This window comes from Actibacterium sp. 188UL27-1, assembly GCF_016901225.1.
GTDB lineage: Bacteria > Pseudomonadota > Alphaproteobacteria > Rhodobacterales > Rhodobacteraceae > 188UL27-1.
In genome coordinates, this window is sequence record NZ_JAFEUL010000001.1 from 1 (window position 1) to 17390 (window position 17390).

Below are 17390 nucleotides of genomic sequence, written 5' to 3' on the forward strand. Positions count from 1 at the left end.
CCGAACCGGCAAAACGACAGACCGACAGGCCGCCCGGTACAACCAGCGGAACAATAAGCCCGCGAACAGCCCAGCGAGGCTGCCAGAACCTCAAATCACTGCGACCTCTTCAACAAAATAAGCTCTTTGCGGACATGTTCCGCATCGTAGCGCAGTTTAGGTCGATGATGATCCGACAGTCGATGCCATTTCGCGGGAGATAGGTGTCGTTGAAGTGACGACCGGGGCCGTTGTCAGGGTAGGTCCCAGTACCGGCGGCGATCTTGCCAGATCTTTTCACCGATCAGGCAGTCGGTCGGGTCACGCTCCACGACTTGGGCTTGGATCAGCTGTTCGGGTGCCGGGTTCGAGACCATTTCAAGCACCAGCTTGCGACGCACAGCTTCGGCAAAGTCGTCCCATTCGAGAACCGGAATGACAAAGGATCCCGGCCCGCCGATGACACAGTTTTCGTAGTAGAGATCCAGCCGGTCGAGATGCCAATCCTGACCCAGCCCCTCTCGCGTCAGAAGGGGCAGGCCATTGATCACGATCCCTTGAGCGAGGACGGCATCCCGCGCCTCTATCACGCCGCGGCCTTGGTTATTGGGACCGTCACCCGAGATGTCGATGACCTGACGCAGCCCGCTATAGATGTTGTTATTGATCCGCTCTGCGCCGAAGAGGATCGCTTCGGAGATGGAGGTCCGCCTTAGCGCCGGATTGAACTGCGAGGTCAGCGTATCGGCGAAGGCGGCGAGATCATCCCGCGTTTGCAGCACGCGCCAATCGACGATCACCTCCTGCGTGCCCGCCCATTCGATATAGGTCATGGCGACGCTTTGCAGCAGGCCCGATTGCACGGCCTGATAGACAGCCTCGGATTGTAAAGCCGCGGCATATCCGCGGCGCTGGATCTCTAACTCCCGCTCGGTCATGGAGCGGGAGACGTCGACCATCAGCACAAGCTCCAGGTCAACTTCGACCCCATCGGCCGCCGCGGGGGATGTGAGGGCCAGAGCCAAGGCCGCAAACGCTGATGTGAGCCATTTCATGGGGTCAGCATGCCCAATGACCCCTGACAGGTCCAATTGTTTCCAATCGGTGTCGATCACATTGCGCGTGAAGGGCTACGCGGCTGCACAAGGTTTGGTCAGTGGGGGTGAGGCCGGGGGCGGTCTGTCAAACGGCGCGTTTGGCCGCAGCAGCAATCAGGGGATATCTTTCCAGACACCTTTGAAGCGCGCGAATTTTTCAACCTTGGCGAAAAGATCGGCGGTGGCCTCGGCCTCAGACGGCCATTCCTTGATGCTGCGCATGGCGCCCCGTTCGCTGTAATAGGTGATCCAGGTGCCGTCGTTGCGTTGGGCGATGCCGTCGATCTCCCCCCCGCCGAGGCTGCCGACCGTATACATCCAGTCGGGCACCCCATGGGCGGTGAGACGCCCGATCATGTCGGTGACCGTCATTCTCATTTTCGTGTTCCCTCCTGCAGGTGGTGGTGATCAAGGGACCACGCGGATGAAGCCTTGTTCCAGCATTTCGCTGGTGCTCATGGTGGTCATGTATTGCGTCGCCCCGCCGGTTTGGCCGAACCACGGCGCTGCGGTGCCCGATTGTACCGGGATCGGGCGCAGAACTTCAAATTGCGACAATTGCTGCGTGGCGGGGTTATAGGGCAGGGCCCGGCTTTCAAAGGACGCCCCCGCCGGAGAGAAATAGCGCCCCCCGTCGAGCTCCGGTGGACGACCGGCATAGCGATCGATCATGGTGCCGGGTTGCAGCGTGCTGGATTGCGGTGGACCTGCGAAGCCATCATTGGGCGGCCAGCGCAGTTCGCCATTATCGGCGCGGTACCATTGCTCATCGAGGTTGGGGTTGTGGTAGGGTTCACGCTTGGGTGCGGCGCGTCCGCCTTGCCTCCGGGCGCGGGCCCAGATGCGGGTCTTGGCCACGCCACGGGCGATGAGGACACCCACCCCTGCCAGCAACGCGCCCGCCACGCCGCCATAGATCGCACCTTCGGCTGCGCCGTCGAGTCGTTCGACAAAGCCGCCTTCGTCATGGCCGAACCCCGATACCGCGCCCAGGCCCGCGCCGGTTCCCGCACCTGCCATCATGGTACGTCCGATGCCTGCCCCGCGGGCAGCATTGGCGGCCGCGCCGACGGGGACAAAGACCGTGGCGGCGGCGCCCACGATCTCACCCCCCATGAACCAGTTCGGATTGGCGATCTGTTCGGCTGCCATCAATTGACGCCGTTCGGCCAGCACCTCGTCATAGGGGCGGGGGTCGAAGATGGATTGGAGACCCGACATCGCCTCGTCTCCGAACCCAAAGGTCAGGCCCTGGCCCGCGCCACCGGCGAAGCTTTCACCGTCGGTGGCTTCGCGGGCGCCGGTGGCGAGTTGATAATCCTCGAAACTCAGAGCGCGGTCATCGACGTACAGCTGTTGGATGGCCGCGTCGGAGCCCTGGGTCATGGAACGCCAAAGGTGGCGATAGCCGTAGAATGCACCTTCGAACAGGCCGACGCTGGGTTTCAGGAAGCGCCCGCCATTGTCGATCGTGTTTTGGTCATAGGCGTCGTTGAATTGCTGTTCGTTCAGGCCCGCGGGTATGCCGCGCCAATCGGGCACGGCATTTGCCTGGAGCGCGTTCTGGCGTTGGGCCTCGTCGATATTCGCGAGCGCCTCGTCCATTGCTTGTGGGGTGCCGATGACCACAAAGAGGTTTTGATAGGCGACGGGGATCGGGTGGCGGGGGGACATGCCCTCCTCATTCAGGATACCCGAGACGAGGAGCGTTTTCGTCGGCAGGTCGTAGACCCGATAAGGCACGTTGGCCAGTGGCTCGCCTGTCCCTTCATCGACGCCTGCAACCTCCACCCAGTTGTCTTCGCACCATTCACAGAACGTGGCGGCGGGGGCCGGTCCCGACCCGGACATGGCGGCGGCATCGGCCTGGGCGAGGGCGGCGGCATCTGTCGGACCACCCATTATGCGAAGCCCCCGTAATAGGTGTTGAGCGCTGTGGCGAGATCATCCCGGGTCGTGGCTGCTGCAAAGGCACGGTGAAGGCGGGGGAATTGCGGATCGTCCAGCCACCGGGCCCCGTGGGCGCAGGCGATATAGGCATGGGCGCGGCGCTGCCAATGGGCATCGATCCCGTGGCGGGCGCTTTCTGTCCCGCAGGTTTCGAAAAAGGTCTGATCAAGCTGGGCGGTGATCAGGCGCGATTGACCCGGCAGGGCGGGGTGGCTTGGATAGGGGTCGCGCAGGGGGGCGTCTGCCTGGATCAGGTCGGCCAAGCGGATTCCGAAGGCGGGCAGGCCATCCTCTGCCCAGGCATAAGCGGCCCATTCATGGGTGGCGGCAACGGCGGTGCTGACGCGGTCTTGCTCGGGCCGCCAGTATTTGTCGAGCGCGTAGGTGATATCAGGGACGAACCGGGGATCGACGGTAAAAAACGTGCCCAGGGTCAATGCGACGATGCAGAGACGGCGCACCGATTGATCCGCCGCGATATTGTAGCGAGACAGGTCCTGCCGAACGGTCTGGCTGAGCCGTTTCAGGTCGTCTGTCTCGGCCCCCATTGCAGAGATATGGTCGGGGAACTGCTGTTTCAGGAAGATGGCGGTGGCCGTATCCCATTGGTCAGCCGCGCGGTCTTCGATGCGCGCGAAGGTATCGCGCGAGAAGCGTTGCATGTGCATTGGTCCTGAAAAATGAACGGTGTCTTAATGGCACTCTAATGGACCAATTTGCCTGGTCCCGTCAATCGCCAGGTCCCGCGGCCGGGGCCCGGCATGACGCGGCGCGAGATCACAAGGCGGTGTATCGCCCCCGAATACGGCTTAGTTGAAGCCGCGCTTTTGCGCCTCGCGCGTGATGCTAAAGAGCGAAGGCTGCATGTTGATGCCTTTCTCTAGCTCCCCCAGGATCACGGTTGTCTGGGTGCCGCTGTCATCGGTGATGATCCACTGGCGCAGCTCCGTCGGATTGGCGGTGAAGACCAGTTGGATATTGCCGTATTCGGGATGTTCGGGATCCTGGGCGCGGACCAGGGTTTTTGCGTCATCCTGGCTGTGACCGGTGACCATCTTGGCGCGACCCAGATTGACGTTGCGTTCAAGGATCAGGTTCAACGGGGTCCGTTTCAGCGGATATTGCTCGGGCGGGACATTGGATTTGGGATCGAACACAGCGACCTGACCACCGCCTGCGATCACAAGGTTGTTGTCGGGTGGATCATATTCGAACCGCACGCGACCCGGGCGCCGGATATAGATCGTGCCGGTGGAAATTGTGCCGTCTTCATTGACCTGGGTGAATGTGCTTTTCGCGGTCTCAAGGCCGTTGAGATAGCTGGACAACTCGTTCAACGGAATTTTCTGGGCCAGGGCGGGCATCGCCAGCGCGGTCCAAAGGGCGATTGCCGCCAATGCTTTGATCATTTTCATGGCTTCCTAAATAGAAACTTTGCCGCGGGTCTGCAGCACCTTTGGCAGGAAATAGCCAGCCGGGCCGTTGATAGGCAATATCAGGGCCGTGTTGTCGGGTTGCAAAAGGTGTGGCACCATCACAAGAGCGTGATGGTATGCGCGGTTGGGCCGCGCATACCTGGGTGATCAGTTGACGGGATCGACAGGATGCTGGGTTCGGAAGCCGACGGCGATGCGGTTCCAAACGTTGATCATGCCGATGGCGACGGTGAGTTTTGCGATCTCATCTTGGGAGAAATGCGGCTTCAAGCCGTCGAAATCGGCAGCGGGGGCACCGGTTTGGGCGACATTGGTCAACGCTTCGGTCCAGGCGAGCAGCGCGCGTTCGCGGGCGTCATAGATCGGCGTATCCCGCCAGACGGGAACAAGGGCGATCCATTGTTCTGACAGACCGGCCCGGCGTGCCTCTTTCACATGCATGTCGATGCAGAAGGCACAGCTGTTGATATGGGAGGCGCGGAGTTTCAGCAGGTGCAGCAACCGGTGGTCGAGACCGGATTTTTGGGTCACGAACTCTTCGAGCGCGAGGACGGCTTTGAACGCATCGGGGGCGGCGGTCATGTAGTTGAGGCGCGGTTCCATCGGGTATCCTTTCGGGTCAGGTGGGTTTGGTATGGCGCAGGTTGGCATCGAGAAAAGCGCAGCTGCGCGCGGCCAGCCGACCATCATCCTGGGCGATGACCTGGGCGAGCAGATCGGCGATGGTCACCATCCGCAATTCAGATCGATAGGCGCGTTCGGCGCGCAGCATGGCGGCGCTGATCTGGCACGGCGCGGTGAAGTAGTTATCCGGCAAAGGATTGGGGCCGTTGCGGCGGATTTCCTTGCAGCGAAAGGCGGGCTCCGGCCCGTCGACCGCCAGAACAATGTCCAGCAGCGTGATCTGTTCAGGCGGTTTTGCGATGAAATAGCCGCCCTTTGGACCCGGGACCGTGGCGAGGATTTGCGCGCGGGAGAGCGCCTGGAGATGCTTGAGCAGATAGCTGGTGGAGACACCGTGAAATTTAGCGAGGGCGGCGGCAGACAGAAGGTCGCCTTCGGCGAGCCCCGCCAACATCGCCACGGCATGGATGGATTGTTCGACCCCGTCGCCTAATTTCATTTCGTGCGTCCTTCGATTCGTGGATATATTTTATCCATGAATACGGGAAGATCAATACCGTGAGCCTGAGCCCCGAAATTTAACTCCGTTGGTTATTGGTCATGCATGGATCGACCCTGCAGTTTATTGCTGCTCGGGCACCAGGATTTCACGCTTACCGACATGGTTGGAGGCGCTGACGAGGCCATTATCCTCCATCTGTTCCACCAGTCGGGCGGCCTTGTTATAGCCGATGGCAAGCTTGCGCTGGATGTAGGAGGTGGAGCATTTGCGGTCATTCAGTACGACCTGCACGGCCTGATCATAGAGCGCATCTTCACCATCGGTATTGCCGCCAAGGCCCAGGACCTGATCGATGCTGCTTTCCTTATCCTCATCCGGGCCGTCCACGACGCCGCCGATATATTCAGGCGGGCCCTGCATCTTGAGGTGTTTTACGACCTCTTCGACCTCTTCATCGCTGACGAACGGGCCATGGCAGCGGGTGATCTTACCTCCACCCGCCATGTAGAGCATGTCACCCATGCCCAAGAGTTGCTCTGCGCCCATTTCACCCAGGATCGTGCGGCTGTCGATTTTGGACGTGACCTGGAAGCTGATCCGGGTCGGGAAATTGGCCTTGATCGTGCCGGTGATCACATCGACCGAGGGGCGCTGCGTGGCCATGATCAGATGGATACCAGAGGCGCGCGCCATCTGAGCGAGGCGCTGGATACAGGCCTCGATCTCCTTGCCCGCCACCATCATCAGGTCAGCCATCTCATCGACGATGACGACGATGAAGGGCAGGGCCTCGGGCGCAAATTCATCGGTTTCAAAGACGGGCTCGCCGGTCTCATCGTCGAAACCGGTCTGGACGGTGCGGCTGAACATTTCGCCCTTGGCCAGCGCGTCTTTGACGCGGCCGTTGTAGCCCTCGATATTGCGGACGCCCATCTTGGACATCTTGCGGTAGCGATCCTCCATCTCACCCACGACCCATTTCAGTGCGACGACCGCCTTTTTGGGATCGGTGACGACGGGGGAGAGCAGGTGAGGGATGCCGTCATAAACGCTGAGTTCCAGCATCTTGGGGTCGATCATGATCAGGCGGCATTCCTCGGGCGAGAGCCGGTAGAGGAGCGACAGGATCATGGTGTTGATCGCCACGGATTTACCGGAGCCGGTTGTCCCTGCGATCAGCAGGTGAGGCATTTTGGCCAAGTTGGCGACCATGGAGCCGCCGCCGATATCCTTGCCCAGTGCCAGGGGCAGGCGCATGTTGGCGTCGCCAAAGTCACGGGCTGACAGGATTTCACGCAGGACGACCTTTTCGCGTGTGGCATTGGGCAGTTCGATCCCGATCACGCTGCGGCCCGGCAGGGTCGAGACGCGGGCGCTGAGCGCGGACATCGAGCGCGCGATATCATCGGCCAGCCCGATCACGCGGGAGGCTTTGAGACCCGGGGCAGGTTCCAATTCATACATGGTGACGACGGGGCCGGGGCGGACGCTGACGATTTCGCCTTTGACCCCGTAATCATCCAGCACGTTTTCCAGCATACGGGCGTTTTCTTCGAGCGATTCATCGCTGAGCTGGTGGCGTTGGATCGCTTCGGGGCTGCCCAGCAGCGATAACGGTGGAAATTCCCAATCGGCCTCGGGCGTGGTTCCAAGGGCGAGCGAAGGCTGCGCTTCGGCCGCGGCCTGGCGGGACGGGGCAGGGGCTTTGCGCGCGGGGTGCTGGACGACAGCGCGGGGCTGTTCGACCGGATCCGCCGTGGGCATGGTATAGCTTGCGGGCGCTGGCGGCTCTTCGATTACTGGATCAAGCTCGGCCATGGGGGCGGGCGGGATCGCGCCGGGCGTCTTGATCAACAGCGGTTCTGGTTTGCGGGCGCGCAGGGGTGGTTCGGACCGCAGAACCGGGGGTTCGGCGCGCGTTGTGGCGGCACGGCCCTGGCGCGCGCGCAGGCGGATCGCATCGGCGATGCGCGCCTTGATGCGGTCTTCGGGCGGAGCGTCGTCTGGCAGGTTGGCGGCCAGGTCTTCGATCACCAATTCGTCTTCGATCTCGACCGGTTCGGCGGGGCGTTTCACGATAGCCGTCATCTGACCCAGCAGACCCTGCTTGACCGGCTTTTCGGCGCGCAAAATGGGAGGGCTGTTGATGGTCAGTGGTTCAGCCACGAAATCCGCATTCTTGGGGTCGGGCAACAGGGCTTTGCGGGTGGCTTGCCGGTCGCGCATGGTGCGGGCCATGGCGGCGGTGGTTTGTGCGCCGCGACCGGCCGTGGTCATCAGGCTGCCATAAACGCGGATCAAACCGATCAAAAGGAATGCCAGGAGCCGCTTTGTTTCTGCCCAGGTGAAGCCCATGGCGAAGGGGGTCAGTGCGAGTGTGGCCAGACCCAGTACAAAGCCCAGGATCTTGACCACCAAGCTGGCTTGGATCGGCGACAGGATGACAAGCAGACCCAGCACCGTATCGCCCAACGCGCCGCCACGGCCAAACTCACCCGTCAAGGCGGTGGGCGCACCGAGCGATGCGGCATAGGCGGAGGCGATGGCCACAACAAGGATCGCCAGAAGGGACCGCCCCAAGACCCGTTCATGCCCGGTTTTCAGGATGAAGCGTATGCCCCAGGCGGCAATCACCAGGGGCAGTATCCAGGCTGCGAAACCCAGAACGAAAAACAGCACCAATGCGACCGTAGCGCCCCCGCGGCCCAGCCAGTTTTGCGCGGCCTGGTCGGTGGCAGAGATCCAGTTGGTATCTTCAGGCACGAACGAGAACAGCAGCGCCGCCAGCAACAGGGCGACGGCAACCAGGCCGATCCCGATCAACTCCTTGCTACGCCGTTCAAGGGCGGCCTGCATGGTGCTGTCAAAGAGGGGGTCCCGTTGCTTTGTCTGATAGGCCATATGTGTCTGCTCGTTATATTTTTATGGGTAGAGGCAAGTCTTGAGACGGGTCAGTCCGTCTTCTAATTCGTCGGGCGTGACAACCATTGCGACGCGGATATAGGGGTGGCCCGGGTTTGTGCCATCGACCTCGCGGCCCAGATAGCCACCGGGCAGGACCTTGACGCCGGTTTCTTCCCACAGTTTGACCGTGGCGGTCTCCCCATCGGGGATGGGGAGCCACAGGAAAAAGCCAGCTTCGGGGGATTTGTAGCCGGGCAGATCGCCCAGGATACGGTCCGCGATGGCGTATTTCTGATTGTAGAGTGCGCGGCTTTGCTCAACATGGGTTTCGTCCTGCCAGACCCGCGTGGCGACCATTTGCAGGGGCAGGGGAAGGGGGCTGCCTGAATAGGCGCGCAAAGTGCGGATGCGGGCGATGCTTTCGGGGCCTGCCGAAACAAAGCCAGATCGCAGGCCCGGCAGGTTCGACCGTTTCGATAGGGAATGGAAAATCGCGACCCGTTCGGGATGGGCCCCCATGGCCCGCGCGGTGGGCAGGGCCCCCGAGGGTGGTGCGTCGCGGTAGACCTCCGAATAGCACTCATCCGCGAAGACCTTGAAATCGTGCTGTTCGGCAAGTGCGATGAGCCGGGTCCAGTAGGTGGTATCGGCAACCGCGCCTTGTGGGTTCGACGGGGAGCAGAGATAGGCGATGGCGGTCCGGTCCAGAATATCCTGCGGCAGGGCCCCAAAATCGGGCAGGTTGCCGGTTTCGGGCGTCGCAGGAACGTAGACCGGCTCAGCGCCCACGGCCATCGCCGCGACGGCATAGACCTGGTAAAACGGGTTCGGGATCAGGACAACCGGGCGCTGGCCCGCCTTGGTTTCAGGGCAAAGCGCCACGCAGGCGTTAAACAGCCCTTCGCGTGTGCCGTTCAAAGCCATGACCTGGCGCGCGGGATCTACATCAAGGCCATAGCGCTCGCCAATCCAGTCTGCGATGGCTGCCAACAGATCGTCCGAGCCCGGATTGGGTGGATATTTCGCGAAGCCTGCCATCGCTTGCGCCAGGACATCGGCCAGAAAGGGCGGCATGTCATGGCGTGGCTCGCCAATGGTCATATTGATCTCGGGGCCGCCCGGCGCGCGGCCCTTGAGCAAGGTCGCAAGACGCGGGAACGCATATTCTGGCAGGTCTTCGAACCGCTCGGGGAACGTCATGTGGATACCGCTATTGCCTCAGGTCGGGATCGTAGGTGTCCCGGTTTGGCAACACAGTAGGGAAGTCCAGCGGGAGGGTCCAGAAAAACAACTGACGCGGGATGGGGGCGGTGGTGCGGATGTGGCTTTTGCGCCGCTGGGGTGATGGCCTATTTGGCGGGCGCCTAGGACAAGGCCTCCTCCGCAGCCATGCCCAGACGGAGGAGGCGCAGTTCCGTCTCCCGTGGGGTCATCAGGGTGATGCCTGTTGATGGCACACCGGTGGGAAGCGTCAGTGCCGCCGCATCCATCAGGTTGCCGATGCGGGTATTGCGCAGCGCCAGCAGGTTTTCGGCCACAAAATAGTCACTGTCATCCGTGAGGCGCTGCATATTCGGGGGCATGATCGGGCTGGTCGGCAGGATTACGGCATCATACCCGGCAACCTCGGCCCAGAACCGCACACGCAGACCTTCAAGCTTTTGCCAACCGGCGACAAAGTCAGGCGCGCTGACGGATTTGCCCGTTTCGAACCGTTCGCGGACCTCCTTGAACATGAGGTCGGGTTTGGCCGCAATCAGGTGACCCCAGGTTCCGTAGGCTTCGGGAGCAAAAAGGGTGCTCGACAGGGCCATCGCGTCGCTGACCAGCGGGATGTCGCGGCGGTCCACTTCTGCACCCGCGGCCTGCAGACGTTCGACTGCGCTTTTGTAGCCAACATGGGGTTGATCGCGAATGTCATCCAGTGCCACGTTCTGCAGGGCGAGCAACTTGGCACCGGTCAGGGAGGTCTGGTGCAGATCGGGTGCCGCGGTGCCAGACATGGCAGCCAGAAGATGGGCAGCATCCTCTACATTGCGACAGAGCGGGCCCACCGTATCAAAGCGGGCGCATAGCGGCACAACACCAGTCAAGGGGAGGAGGCCCGTTGAGGTCTTGAGCCCGACCAGATCATTCCAAGCCGATGGGATCCGGACCGACCCGCCGGTATCCGACCCGATGCCCGCTGCGGCCAAGCCAAAGGCCACCGAGGTCGCCGCCCCCGAAGACGACCCACCCGACACGGCATCGACATCATTGACGCAAGGAGGGGAGGCCGTGACCGGGTTCAGGCCAAGCCCCGAGAAGGCGAGTTCGGTCATGTGGGTCTTGCCCAGGCAGACCAACCCGGCGCCTGTCGCCATTTCCAGGACGGTCGCATCCCGGTTGGGCGAGCGGTCTCGTAGCAGGGCTGTTCCGGCCTCTGTCACTGTGCCAGCCGTATCGAACAGATCCTTCCAGGAGATCGGAACGCCGTCGAGGATGCTGCGCCGCAGCTTGAGTTTGGCGCGCTGTGACGCGGCCCGCGCTTCGGCCCGGGCACGGTCGGGCGTCAAGCGGGCATAGATCCTGTCGCGATGGGGGTGTTCTGCGATGGTCGACAGAAAAACCTCTGTCAGATCAACAGGATCAACCTCACCTGTCCCAATCGCGCGGCCCAGTTCAACTGCGCCCGTGCTTAACCACTTGTTCAAAACCCCGTCCTCCTGCCTGCGGCAAACTAGCGTCTGTGGGGCTTATGGACAATGGCGCGCGCGCGTTCATATTGAAGCCATGGCAAATGATCATGACGTTATTATCGCGGGTGGTGGATTGAATGGTACCACACTTGCCCTGGCGTTGGCCCAGGCCGGGCTGCGCATCGCGCTGGTAGACAGGCTCTCTGCTGAATATCGTAGCGCGGCCGATTTTGACGGGCGCAGTTATGCCCTGGCATTGGCGTCGTCCCGGTTGTTGGGTGCCTTGGGCCTGTGGGATATGCTGAATAAGGCCGCCCAACCGATCCACGAGGTGAAGGCAAGCGACGGTCGCGCAGGCGAAGGAAGCAGCCCCTTCTTTTTGCATTTTGACCGAGGAGAGATTGAAGACGGCCCGATGGGATATCTGGTTGAGGACCGCTTCCTGCGCCGGGTTTTGCTGCGCGCCGTTGATGAAAGCCCCCGGATTGATCATTTGCCGGATGAGACGATTACAGCCCAGACCGTGGGCTCCCATGCGGAGGCCGAGACGGCGTCGGGCCGGACCCTGCGCGGGCGTCTTTTGGTGGGCGCGGATGGGCGACAAAGCGGAACAGCTGCGCGCGCAGGCATCAAGCGGTTCGAGCGGGATTACCATCAGGATGCGCTGGTTTGTGCGATCCAGCACGAAAAGCCGCATCATGGGATTGCGCATCAATTCTTTATGCCGGGCGGACCCCTGGCGATTTTGCCCCTGAGCCAAGACCGAAGCTCCATCGTATGGAGTGAGCGTCGGCCCTTGGCCCGTCACATTGCAAGCTTGGATGACGCTGCATTTTTGGCGATGCTGTGCCCGCGTGTGGGTGATTTTCTGGGTGATTTCCGGCTGTGCGGGTTACGGTTTTCCTATCCCCTGGGCCTGTCGATGGCGCGTCAGATCACGGATCGGCGCCTTGCCCTAGTGGGGGATGCGGCGATGGGTGTGCATCCGATTGCAGGGCAGGGTCTGAACCAGGGTCTGCGCGATGTGGGGACGCTGGCGGAGGTTATCGCAGATGCCAACCGGCGGGGTGAAGACTTTGGTGCATCCGATGTGCTGGCGCGATATCGCCAGTGGCGCAGCTTTGACCGGGCGGCGCTGGCGATGGCCACGGACGGGTTCAACGCGCTGTTCTCGAATGACAATCCTGTTTTGCGATTGGGGCGTGACCTTGGCATGTCATTGGTCACGGCGATGCCTGGCCTGCGGCGCAGATTGATGCGAGAAGCGGCTGGTTTGAACGGTGATCTTCCCCGCCTGCTGCAGGGCCAACCGATCTAGCGCTAGTCGTCGATCTTGCGCGCCTCGTCGATCAACAGGATCGGAATGCCGTTGCGGATGGGAAAGGCGAGATGCGCGGATTTTGAGATCAGTTCTTGCTGATCGGCATCATAGGTCAGCACGGCCTGGGTCTGGGGGCAAACCAATGCCTCCAGCATGCGGCGATCAAATGTGCCGCCGCCCTCGGTCATTGCATGATTTCTTCACCATTGCCGGAGCGAAGCGAAAACTCGATCAGCGTTACAAGAGTTTCGCGCCGCGTGGCCAGGGATGGCGCTTCCAGAAGAGCCTGTTTGTCTTCGACTTCGAACGGGCAAAGCATGGAAAGAGAGTTGATCAACAACTCATCCTCCGCATCTTTCAGACTGTCCCAGTCGGTGGAGAGGGAATGAGCCGAGAAATAGCGCTCCAACGTGTCCAGAAAGGCAGGCCGGTCAAAGCCCTTGTCCCGCTCGGTCGACCCAAGGTCGCGATCAAAACCGGCCCAATCGACCTCAGCTTTCACATAGGGTGAAAAACCGGTTACCTCGGATTTGATCCGATACCGGGAGATCCCTGCAAGGGTGATCATATACCGGCCGTCTTCGGTTTCAGAAAAGGCGGTGACCCGTCCTGCACACCCGATGCTGTGAAGGCGTTTGTCTTCATTTTCCGGTACTTGGCGGGGCTGCACCATCCCGATCAGCCGGTGCTGTGTTTTCAGCGTATCATCCAGCATGGCAAGGTATCGCGGCTCAAAGATATGCAGCGGAAGCCGGGCGCGTGGCAAAAGCAGCGCTCCCGGAAGCGGGAAGACCGGGATTGCGTCGGGGAGGTCGGCTGCCGAAAACATGGACATGATTTAGGCGCGAACCCTGATCAGGCAAATATCATCGAAGAAAGTTTTCGGCGACCGCGCAGCACGATGGGATCCTCGGGTTTGAGGGCATCAAAAATAACAAACATCTGTGTCTTGGCGGCGCCGTCATTCCATTCCCGATCCCGGCGAAACAATTCCAGCAGTTCATCGACGGCGCCTTCGACATCGCCATTGGCATGGAGCGCGGTTGCCAGGTCGAACCGGGCTTCATGGTTGTCCGGCGCTACATCCACGGCATTGCGCAGTTCAGCTTCCGGCCCGGCATTCGCTGCTTGCTTGAGCAGCTCAAGTTGTGCGCGAGCCGCCTCAACCTCTGCGGCATCCTTGATCTCATCGGGTACATTGTTCAGCAGCGCTTCGGCCTGGTCGGTTTGTTCCGTGGCCAGATGAGCGCGCACAAGGCCCCCATAAGCAGCAGCATTTACGGGATCTTCGCCCAGGATCGCCGCAAAGGTTTGTGCCGCATCCGCCGCAGCCCCCTCGGCCAGCATCGCCTCTGCCGCGTCAACGGCATCGCTCAGCCCGCCATCGCCCGCCAATGCGGCGATCTTGTCGACGAATGTCTTGATCTCGGACCCTGGCAGCGCGCCTTGAAACCCGTCAACTGGCTGGCCTTGCCAAAAGGCATAAACCGTTGGCAGCGACTGGATGCGCAACTGTGCAGCGATGCCCTGGTTCTGGTCGACATCGACCTTGACCATGCGGACCTTGCCGCCGGCCTTTTGCACCTCAGCCTCCAGCGCGGGGCCCAGCGTCTTGCACGGCCCACACCAGGCCGCCCAGAAATCGACGATGACAGGGACATTCATCGATGCCTCAATCACGTCTGCCATGAATGTGGCTTCGGTGCTGTCCTTGATCAGATCGCCCGCAGGCACGTCGCTGTTTTGGCCGAGTTCAAGCATCGCATCTCTCCGCGTGGTCCGGTCGGTTAGATGGCGCAACCGGACCTGTCTTGCAAGGGTTTCGGGCTAAAGATCGAAGGTGGCAAAAACGGGGGCGTGATCCGACGGCTTTTCCCAGCCACGCGCATCGCGGTGGATCCGGCTGGAATGGGAGGCATTGGCGATATCCGCGCTAGCCCAGATATGGTCAAGCCGTCGCCCCTTGTCGGAACTATCCCAATTGGGCGACCGGTAGGACCACCAGCTATAAAGTTTGCCGTCGGGGATGTCCTTTCGCGTGACATCGATCCAGCCACCAGCCTCCTGCACCTGGCCAAGATGATCAACCTCGATTGGCGTGTGGGAGACGATTTTCAGCAATTGCTTGTGGGACCAGACGTCCTCCTCGCCGGGGGCGATGTTCAAGTCGCCCACAAGGATCTGCTTTTCCGGTTTGTTGGCACTGAACCAGTCTCGCATGGCGGTCAGGTAATCTAGTTTTTGGCCGAACTTCTCATTCGCGTCGCGGTCGGGCACATCGCCGCCAGCTGGCACATAGAAGTTATGAATGACGGTGCCATTTTCGAGTCGCCCGGCAATGTGGCGGGCATGACCAAGATCGGCGAAATCCTCTGCAGCGACTTCTTCCACAGGCAGGCTAGAGATAATGGCAACACCATTATACCCTTTCTGACCCCGCGCGACCATGTGGCGATAGCCTTGCGCCGCGAACACGTCCAGCGGGATCTTGTCGACTGGCGATTTGCATTCCTGCAGGCACAGCACATCTGGCGCGTCTTCCCGAAGCAACCGCGCCACGATATCGGCCCGCAACCGGACCGAGTTGATATTCCATGTGGCCAGGGTGAACGGCATGTGAAAGCTCCCGAATGATTTGACGGGACCCTAAGGCGCGCACCGGCCAGGCACCAGACCTAGCCGCAGGTCACGCGCCGGATCTGGCCCGATCTGTTGACCTCAAAGTTGATCCGCCCGGGATTGTATTCCTGCGTCACGATATCGTCGGGGCCGACGACACGCGTGGGCCGGTTCAAGCCCAACGTCGGAACGATGCTTTGGTTCTGGCCCACTGCGGTCTGGTATTGCGACGCCTTACAGGTATCCGGCTCCCGCTCGATCAATCCATCTCGCCCCACGGGCAGGGCAGTGCCACCGCCGACCCCACCAACGTCGGTCACAGGGTCGGTCGTATCCACAGTAGTGCATGCTGTCAGACACCCGATCAGTATCAGGGCAGGCCACGTCTTCATTTCGTCCTCGCACGGTTGCATTTGTATGCGCCTTGGCACACGGTCATCGGGCAGTTTAACGGGAGGAGCCTCAGATGAAAACGCGTGCAGCCGTGGCCACGACGGCGGGTCAACCACTTGAGGTGATGGACGTCAACCTGGATGGCCCACGGGCCGGTGAGGTGCTGGTCGAGATAAAGGCCACCGGCATCTGCCACACCGATGAATTTACCCTGTCCGGTGCCGATCCAGAGGGGATGTTTCCCGCCATTCTGGGCCACGAGGGGGCTGGCGTCGTGATGGAGGTGGGTGCGGGCGTGACCAGCCTGAAACCTGGTGATCACGTGATCCCGCTTTACACGCCGGAATGCCGTGAATGCGAGTATTGTCTGAACCCCAAGACCAATCTGTGCCAGAAGATCCGTTCGACCCAGGGCGCCGGGCTCATGCCGGATGGATCCTCGCGGTTTTCAACCTTGGATGGTGATCCGATCCTACATTATATGGGGTGCTCCACGTTTTCGAACCACACAGTATTGCCCGAGATTGCGCTGGCTAAGGTGCGTGAGGATGCCCCGTTTGACAAGATTTGCTACATCGGATGCGGGGTGACCACGGGCATCGGCGCTGTGATCAACACGGCCAAGGTGGAGCCCGGTAGCCGCGCGATCGTGTTCGGTCTGGGGGGCATTGGTCTGAACGTGATCCAGGGTTTGCGGCTGGTCGGTGCGGAGCAGATCGTGGGTGTCGACCTGAACCCCGGCAAGGTCGAGATGGCGACGCGGTTCGGCATGACGGATTTCGTCAATCCGTCCGAGGTCGAGGGCGATCTGGTGCCCTTCCTCGTCGACCTGACCAACGGCGGTGCGGACTATACCTTTGATGCAACAGGTAGCGTCAGCGTTATGCGCACCGCGCTGGAATCCGCGCACAAGGGATGGGGCGAAAGTGTGATTATCGGGGTCGCTCCGGCAGGGGCAGAGATTGCGACTCGTCCCTTCCAACTGGTGACCGGCCGGATCTGGCGCGGCACTGCATTTGGCGGTGCCCGCGGTCGGACAGACGTGCCCAAGATCGTGGACTGGTACATGAACGGCAAGATCGAGATCGATCCGATGATCACGCATACGATGGGGTTGGATCAGATCAATGAAGGGTTCGACCTCATGCATGCGGGCAAGTCGATCCGGTCTGTCGTGATATTCTGATCAGCATACCGGGCTCAGATATTTGCGCGCCTTCGTGCTTCATGTATTCATCGACTGCCACGGGGGTGAGACAGCTTCACAGCTTGTCTCGGCCGGCGTTTGCCGTCGCGGTGGGACGGATTTTGATCCGTTCGATGTAATCCACAGACTGGGGGCGTCTTTTGCGATCTGGCGACCTAAGTGACCGGATCCACATCAAAGCCTGGCTCCGTGCCTCACATAAGGATATCGGCCGCCGATGACTGTGTGATATCAAGCGTGACAGTCGGTTAAGCGGCTTCTTTGCAGACGTAGCTGGCGGCACCCGTATCGCGCATTTCAAAGGCATTCCGGGTCAGTTTGTTCGCCAGTGCTTTCACATCCCGCAGGGTCTGATCGCGTTCAATAACGTGCAGATTGTGCCGCGCGTTGAAAATATCCGTAGCCTGCTCATCTGCGCCCAGCATAAGAACTGGTGTGTCGTCACTGGCGACCGAGATCAGGTCGTCCATCCGCACCCGCGGTGTGTCTTCCATCGTGCCGTCCAGCAGCATCAAGGCAAAGGGATGGGTCAGGATCAGTTGCATCGCCTCGCGTATGGAGGTGGCGCAGCACACCGCGTAACCTGCCTCGGTAAATGCATCGCGCAGCGACAATGCCTGACCAAGATCATTTTGTACCAACAACATCTGTTTCATGGGCCCCTCCATACTGGGACAGTG

18 protein-coding genes are annotated in these 17390 nt (G+C 61.0%); 2 read left to right on the top strand and 16 right to left on the bottom strand.

The genetic code is table 11. The features are described from left to right. Nucleotides 1–233 precede the first annotated feature (233 nt). The 10 genes from IU397_RS00005 to IU397_RS00050 all read right to left on the bottom strand — a co-directional run bounded on the left by IU397_RS00005 (nucleotide 234) and on the right by IU397_RS00050 (nucleotide 11185). Nucleotides 234–1034 carry a DUF1194 domain-containing protein gene (locus IU397_RS00005; RefSeq protein WP_204409276.1) on the bottom strand — a complete coding sequence of 267 codons (801 nt, stop codon included), beginning with the start codon at nucleotides 1032–1034 and terminating at the stop codon, nucleotides 234–236. A 156-nt stretch (nucleotides 1035–1190) separates the two neighbouring features. Continuing rightward, nucleotides 1191–1454, bottom strand: coding sequence for a hypothetical protein (locus tag IU397_RS00010; RefSeq protein ID WP_204409277.1), 264 nt, complete (start codon nucleotides 1452–1454; stop codon nucleotides 1191–1193). A gap of 30 nt (nucleotides 1455–1484) precedes the next feature. Continuing rightward, the gene (locus IU397_RS00015; RefSeq protein WP_204409279.1) at nucleotides 1485–2978 is read right to left on the bottom strand and encodes a TNT domain-containing protein; all 1494 of its coding nucleotides are present in this window, start codon (nucleotides 2976–2978) and stop codon (nucleotides 1485–1487) included. Then, nucleotides 2978–3688 (bottom strand): hypothetical protein, encoded by a 711-nt coding sequence (locus tag IU397_RS00020; protein WP_204409281.1) that lies wholly within the window; start codon nucleotides 3686–3688, stop codon nucleotides 2978–2980. Before IU397_RS00020 ends, IU397_RS00015 begins: the two co-directional genes overlap by 1 nt. Before the next feature lie 147 nt (nucleotides 3689–3835). Continuing rightward, nucleotides 3836–4441: an outer membrane lipoprotein carrier protein LolA gene (locus IU397_RS00025; protein ID WP_204409283.1), complete on the bottom strand. Its 606-nt coding sequence runs from the start codon at nucleotides 4439–4441 to the stop codon at nucleotides 3836–3838. 168 nt (nucleotides 4442–4609) lie between these two features. Continuing rightward, nucleotides 4610–5065 carry a carboxymuconolactone decarboxylase family protein gene (locus IU397_RS00030; RefSeq protein WP_204409284.1) on the bottom strand — a complete coding sequence of 152 codons (456 nt, stop codon included), beginning with the start codon at nucleotides 5063–5065 and terminating at the stop codon, nucleotides 4610–4612. Between the two features lie 16 nt (nucleotides 5066–5081). Then, nucleotides 5082–5585, bottom strand: coding sequence for an Rrf2 family transcriptional regulator (locus IU397_RS00035; protein ID WP_204409286.1), 504 nt, complete (start codon nucleotides 5583–5585; stop codon nucleotides 5082–5084). Nucleotides 5586–5708: 123 nt separating this feature from the next. After that, nucleotides 5709–8489 (bottom strand): DNA translocase FtsK, encoded by a 2781-nt coding sequence (locus IU397_RS00040; RefSeq protein WP_204409288.1) that lies wholly within the window; start codon nucleotides 8487–8489, stop codon nucleotides 5709–5711. A gap of 21 nt (nucleotides 8490–8510) precedes the next feature. Then, entirely contained in the window at nucleotides 8511–9692 is a 1182-nt protein-coding gene (locus IU397_RS00045) for an aminotransferase class I/II-fold pyridoxal phosphate-dependent enzyme (protein WP_204409290.1), read from the bottom strand. Nucleotides 9693–9856: 164 nt separating this feature from the next. Continuing rightward, entirely contained in the window at nucleotides 9857–11185 is a 1329-nt protein-coding gene (locus IU397_RS00050) for an amidase (protein ID WP_204409292.1), read from the bottom strand. Between the two features lie 79 nt (nucleotides 11186–11264). Here IU397_RS00050 and IU397_RS00055 point away from each other — a divergent pair, with 79 nt between their 5' ends. After that, nucleotides 11265–12488: a UbiH/UbiF/VisC/COQ6 family ubiquinone biosynthesis hydroxylase gene (locus tag IU397_RS00055; RefSeq protein ID WP_204409294.1), complete on the top strand. Its 1224-nt coding sequence runs from the start codon at nucleotides 11265–11267 to the stop codon at nucleotides 12486–12488. Nucleotides 12489–12490: 2 nt separating this feature from the next. Here the strand turns inward: IU397_RS00055 and IU397_RS00060 are convergent, their stop codons facing one another. The 5 genes from IU397_RS00060 to IU397_RS00080 all read right to left on the bottom strand — a co-directional run bounded on the left by IU397_RS00060 (nucleotide 12491) and on the right by IU397_RS00080 (nucleotide 15430). Beyond that, nucleotides 12491–12679, bottom strand: a complete 189-nt coding sequence (locus tag IU397_RS00060; protein ID WP_204409295.1) for a Trm112 family protein — start codon at nucleotides 12677–12679, stop codon at nucleotides 12491–12493. After that, complete coding sequence (locus tag IU397_RS00065) at nucleotides 12676–13320, bottom strand: LON peptidase substrate-binding domain-containing protein (RefSeq protein ID WP_204410532.1); 645 nt, start codon at nucleotides 13318–13320, stop codon at nucleotides 12676–12678. The genes IU397_RS00060 and IU397_RS00065 overlap by 4 nt, the downstream gene beginning before the upstream one ends. Nucleotides 13321–13346: 26 nt before the next feature. Continuing rightward, complete coding sequence (locus IU397_RS00070; protein ID WP_204409296.1) at nucleotides 13347–14252, bottom strand: co-chaperone YbbN; 906 nt, start codon at nucleotides 14250–14252, stop codon at nucleotides 13347–13349. 66 nt (nucleotides 14253–14318) lie between these two features. Further along, nucleotides 14319–15107: an exodeoxyribonuclease III gene (locus IU397_RS00075; protein WP_204409298.1), complete on the bottom strand. Its 789-nt coding sequence runs from the start codon at nucleotides 15105–15107 to the stop codon at nucleotides 14319–14321. Nucleotides 15108–15166: 59 nt separating this feature from the next. Then, a complete protein-coding gene (locus IU397_RS00080) occupies nucleotides 15167–15430 on the bottom strand; it encodes an I78 family peptidase inhibitor (protein ID WP_204409300.1) in 264 nt (87 codons plus the stop codon). A 146-nt stretch (nucleotides 15431–15576) separates the two neighbouring features. Between IU397_RS00080 and IU397_RS00085 the strand changes: the two genes are divergently transcribed. Then, entirely contained in the window at nucleotides 15577–16689 is a 1113-nt protein-coding gene (locus IU397_RS00085) for an S-(hydroxymethyl)glutathione dehydrogenase/class III alcohol dehydrogenase (RefSeq protein WP_204409301.1), read from the top strand. 269 nt (nucleotides 16690–16958) lie between these two features. On the opposite strand, the gene IU397_RS00090 is transcribed toward IU397_RS00085, so the two are convergent. After that, nucleotides 16959–17366: a hypothetical protein gene (locus tag IU397_RS00090; protein ID WP_204409302.1), complete on the bottom strand. Its 408-nt coding sequence runs from the start codon at nucleotides 17364–17366 to the stop codon at nucleotides 16959–16961. Nucleotides 17367–17390 lie beyond the last annotated feature (24 nt).